We start from the raw sequence: 1,253 nt of genomic DNA, 5'->3' as shown, positions 1-1,253 counted from the left end.
GGCGGTTTTCTCTGATATAGTGACTGTCCGGAACTTGTTTCCTTTGCCGTGGAGCCGTATCGTTGGATTATTGCCGGTATTTATGTCCCGGATTCGCAGGTCACAGAGTTCCTGCACCCGGCACCCACTATCATAAAGGATGGTCATGACGGTCCGATGACGGAGCCCGGTCGCAGTGTTTACATCTGGCCGGTTGATGAGACGGGCCATCTGCTCAACGCTTAGGAATACGATTTCCCGGCCAGCAGACTTTTTTGCCTTTATGTTTTGAACCATTTGCAGCGGCGATAGATATTCAATCTGCTGACAACCTGCGTACTCAGCAAAAGTCTTTAACGCGGCGAGGCGCTGGTTTGTGGTTGAAATGCTCCCGCCCCTGCTACGTATCCACTCTAGGAATTCAAGGATAAGCTGTCTTTTGAAGGCCTTCATTGTAAATTCTGTCAGGCGGATACCTTTTTCATCGGTAATGAATACAACTAGTAGCTTCAATGCATCACGATAACTGATAATGGTGTTTTTTGAATAATTCCTCTGTAACGGAAGATAATCGGTAAGGAATTCCGATACCAATCGGGCGAAATCAGTAGTATTCAAACTCATCAAAAACCACCTCCCCGATAACATCAGGAAATGCCTTATCCAGGCTTTCTCTGATGGAAGGAAACGCCGCCGCAGTCAGTTTCAGGTAATATGCGGTCTCCTCAAAAGATTCGTGTCCAAGCATGGTACGCATGTAGGGGAGATAAGCCATAAGGTCTTTCTCTTCTCCCGCCCATTTGCGAAGCAGATTTACGCAATAAGTATGCCGGAAATCATGAACCCTTGGGCCACGCCCGGTATGTGGTATCTGCGCTTTTTCCAGATATCTGCGGAAGTTATGATATACATTGAACAACTTCATTTCGCATCCGGGGCGAATCATAAAAAAGAATTCGTCTTCCGATGATGATTGATGGATCTGCGACTTCAGGTAAATGCACTTTTCAACAAGCTTCGGGTGGATAGGCACAAGCCTGTCTTTCTGATTCTTCCCTTGCCGCACACGAATGTATCCCTCATCAAGGTTTACATCTCTCAGTTTTGCAAGGCGTAGCTCAGACACCCGCATCCCACTGGTGTACAGTATCCGGAAAAACACAGGCATTACCAGCGCCCGGTAAGGGCATTCTGACGGTACTGACTTGCTTGCATCAACAGCCTTAAAGAAGCGTTCCAGCTCGTCATCTGTAAATATATGCGCATCATACTTC

General features: G+C 47.1%; 2 protein-coding genes. Both read right to left on the bottom strand.

Features of this window, described 5'->3' with window-relative positions; genetic code table 11:
* The coding region (locus G636_RS0114435) for a tyrosine-type recombinase/integrase (protein WP_035779808.1) at nucleotides 1–603 on the bottom strand (603 nt) is incomplete at its 3' end.
* Nucleotides 584–1,253: tyrosine-type recombinase/integrase (locus tag G636_RS0114430; protein ID WP_026508615.1), on the bottom strand; the 670-nt coding region annotated here is incomplete at its 5' end. The genes G636_RS0114435 and G636_RS0114430, both read right to left, overlap by 20 nt.

Origin of the sequence: Butyrivibrio sp. MC2013 (assembly GCF_000424585.1) — a bacterium.
GTDB lineage: Bacteria > Bacillota > Clostridia > Lachnospirales > Lachnospiraceae > Butyrivibrio.
The sequence above is the reverse complement of the archived record's forward strand: the minus strand, read 5'-3'. Positions and strand labels throughout refer to the sequence as shown.